This is a genomic window from SAR324 cluster bacterium (genome assembly GCA_029245725.1).
Classification (GTDB): domain Bacteria; phylum SAR324; class SAR324; order SAR324; family NAC60-12; genus JCVI-SCAAA005.
The window spans coordinates 1-3453 of record JAQWOT010000314.1 but is presented as its reverse complement, the minus strand read 5'-3'; the positions used below and the strand labels follow the sequence as shown (position 1 = coordinate 3453).

Annotated in this window: 2 protein-coding genes and 1 pseudogene; 2 read left to right on the top strand and 1 reads right to left on the bottom strand. The window is 34.6% G+C overall.

The window, feature by feature from the left end; genetic code table 11:
* Positions 1–723: 723 nt before the first annotated feature.
* Together P8O70_16655 and P8O70_16650 are read left to right on the top strand one after the other, a co-directional pair.
* A complete protein-coding gene (locus tag P8O70_16655; GenBank protein ID MDG2198471.1) occupies positions 724–2316 on the top strand; it encodes a GMC family oxidoreductase N-terminal domain-containing protein in 1593 nt (530 codons plus the stop codon).
* A 618-nt stretch (positions 2317–2934) separates the two neighbouring features.
* Positions 2935–3192 (top strand): annotated as a pseudogene (locus P8O70_16650) (histidinol dehydrogenase).
* A 53-nt stretch (positions 3193–3245) separates the two neighbouring features.
* Here the strand turns inward: P8O70_16650 and P8O70_16645 are convergent.
* A partial coding sequence (locus tag P8O70_16645) for a hypothetical protein (GenBank protein ID MDG2198470.1) occupies positions 3246–3453 on the bottom strand: 208 nt, incomplete at its 5' end.

Here is a 3453-nt window from a genome sequence, read left to right as displayed (position 1 = left end):
GAAGAAAAATTCAATTTTTTTAAAGATAGGGTTAAATTCTTAGTAATCTAGATGGTTTCTTATCTAATCCAAAATAAGATAGAACTGTTTTGGGTGATCAATGTGACTAAAATAAGAGATATCGAAAATTTTCTTATTTACTTTATGTATATTTCCATGGTAGTGAAATCCTTATTAACAACAGTTGATACTGTAGTAATGAATCCATTATGTATTCAAAAGTTTCAGATTGGCAATTATTTTTTGATTTAAATGTAATGTCAGCTATTAGAATTTGCAGACTGATTCTACAACCTTGAAAAATATTTATGCTGTGGGAATTTTATATTTTTCTTCAATATGTGCTTCGCAACTATTATCTTATTAATCTGTTTATAATATAACAAAATCTTCACTTGTTATGGTTTCTAAGAATCTATCTAAATTGAATTTATTAAAATAATACTAAGAATTAATTTATAAATTCATGTTAATATGCACACCATTTTGGATTAAAACTTCTAAGGATATTAACAAATGATTCTGAATTAAATTTGTAAGACAATATTAATAATATTCCTGAAGAAAATACACAAATTACGCAATCTGCCAATACTGAAGAAATATAAAAGACTTTTAGTTTTCTCTGCTCTGATTGTACTAGTTATTTTGTTGATTCTACTTATTATTTCGATTGTGGTATGCTTAACGTAGTAAGATTTTGAATCTTTACTCAAATATATTATGTGGAATTATATAATTATAGGTGGTGGAGCAGCTGGTTGTGTTTTAGCCAACAGATTGTCTCACAATTGTGAAATATCTGTTCTTTTAATAGAATCTGGACCTATAGACAACCATCCTTATATCCACATGCCTATTGGTTTTGCTAAGTTAACTGTTGGGTCTGGTCCATACACCTGGGGCTACCAAAGTACACCCCAAAAGAATTGTTATTCTAGATCAATACCTTTAGCCCAAGGGCGTGTTATAGGTGGTGGAAGCTCCATTAATGCCATGGTGTTTACTAGGGGAGCTAAACATGATTATGACAGATGGGCACATTCAGAGGGCTGTAACGGTTGGTCCTTCAATGAAGTACAGAAATATTTCTTACTTTCAGAGGATAATGACAGGTTGTCTTTACCTTATCATGGTGTAGGAGGTTTCCAGAGCGTATCTGATCCTATAAATCCTTCTGAGTTGAGTAAACAATTTGTGAAAGCTACTCAAGAATTCGGTTTAAAATATAACTCAGACTTTAATGGTGAAGAACAATATGGTACTGGCCTATATCAAACATTTACTCGCAAAGGCAAACGATGTAGTGCAGCTTCTGGATACTTGAAGTCAGCTTTATTTCGAAAAAACTTAACTGTTCTTTATGATACTACAGTTTCAAAAATTATTTTTGAAAAAAATCGAGCAATTGGAGTTGAGTTAATAAAGGATAATAATACAATTATTGAAAATGTTGAGAACGAAATAATATTGTCCGCTGGAGCAATAGGTACTCCTAAACTGCTAATGTTATCCGGTATAGGTTCTGACGTAGAATTAAAAAAACATGATATTAAAACTATCATATCGCTCCCTGGAGTTGGCAAAAATTTACAGGATCATTATGATGTAGATATTGTCTATGAGCTTAAGAATGATTCAAGTTTAGACAAATATAAAAAGGTACATTGGATGTTATGGGCGGGGTTAGAGTACTTGTTTTTTAATAAGGGACCTGTTACTTCTAATGCTGTAGAAGCTGGTGCGTTTAATTATTCAAAAGATGAGAAATTATATCCTGATATTCAGTTTCACTTTTTACCTGCTGCAGGTATTGAAGAGGGAGTTCCATTAATTAAATCTGGCAATGGATGTACATTAAATTCTTATTATTTAAGACCCTCCAGTCGTGGAACTGTTAAGTTACGCAGCAATAGTCCTCTTGATCACCCATTGATTGATCCCAATTATATAGATGATATAAAAGATCTAGAAATCTCGATTCAAGGTTTAGTTCAAAGCCGTGAGATAATGAATCAGCATTCCTTAAAAGAATTTATAAAAACTGAACATTTTCCAGGTCCTTCTGTAAAAAATAATCAGGATATTGAAAATTATGTCAGAAATTACGGTCGTACATCATATCACCATGTTGGCACTTGTAAAATGGGTAAAGACGAGATGTCTGTTGTTGATACTAATCTAAAAGTATATGGGTCACAAAATCTAAGGGTGGTTGATTCTTCTATTATGCCCAGTATTGTAAGTTCAAATACCTACGCACCTATTTTAATGATTGCAGAAAAGGGTTCTGATATTATCTTACAAGATTTGTAATATATTTATTATTTTGTCTCCTTCACTTATTTGATTACTCTAGTGGCGATCACGTCTTCTAAATGATCATGAAGTTTTGTGGGTACCTCACTACCTTCAGCGACACTACTTAATTACTTGTTTTTTTTCATAGATTCAGAAGTTATGTTTGCACTTGTTATCAAAGCCATTCGGCTATCAGCTATACCACACTTTCTATGTGAGGCAGCAACCGCTCAGAATATGTGGTCTCTCTCAGAAATAGAGGCTTAACGATCTATTCTGTTGTTGAATTCGCTCTGTCGAGAATCAGTAAACTGAAACCATCAAACGGTCTGGTTCTCTTTGGTAGAGAAAAATCTACAGCTAGATGAGCAAATTAATGAATCCTAGTTCGCTAATCAGCAGAGCGTCAAACCTTCGAATAACATCATTGGGAAGCAGTACCAAGGCAATCTTTAGGAGGACCCCAAAGTATATCTATAGGTGGCGGAGGTGTGTCCTTTAGATGAACCCACGAAGACCAAGAAATGAATCAATAAGCATGTTACCTGTGCAAGTTTCACCTGGCACATCTAAAGATTTCAAAGGGATTAACACCTGGCCAATACTAGAAATGAACAAAATAATTTTACAATTGGTGATAAAGTGATTTGCACCAACCACACTATTCCTACCAACAAAGCTGGTCGCTATACAGGTGGACTTTGGGTTGGAAAGTATCTTAAATCACACAGCTATCTTAAGGTTACCACAGATGAGGCCGCTACTTAAATTTGTGAATACGGTTCAAGGGTTTCTTTGCTTGAAGGCTTTGTCAGACATGCTTAGCATTGTAACCTCGGTGTTCAACGCTATGGTTGTAACAACGTACCTTATGGAAAAGCAGCGGAATAAGATTTTCAAAATTCTCTAAATCGCATGATTAAAATCTGTATGGAAGGCATTTTTCAACTACCCTTAGCATTTTGATTACTTTTTAGCTCCAACAAACAACTCATTGCTTGCTGAGCTTTGTTGGCAATGCTCTGTTGGGCTGCTGGATAAACTTGGCATAACGCCTTGTTATCGGTGAGCCCGGTGTGTACCCCAACTGATGGCTTCACGATGTGTGGGAAAAGTTTTGGATAGCTGCGGGTAACCCTGAACACGGATTCG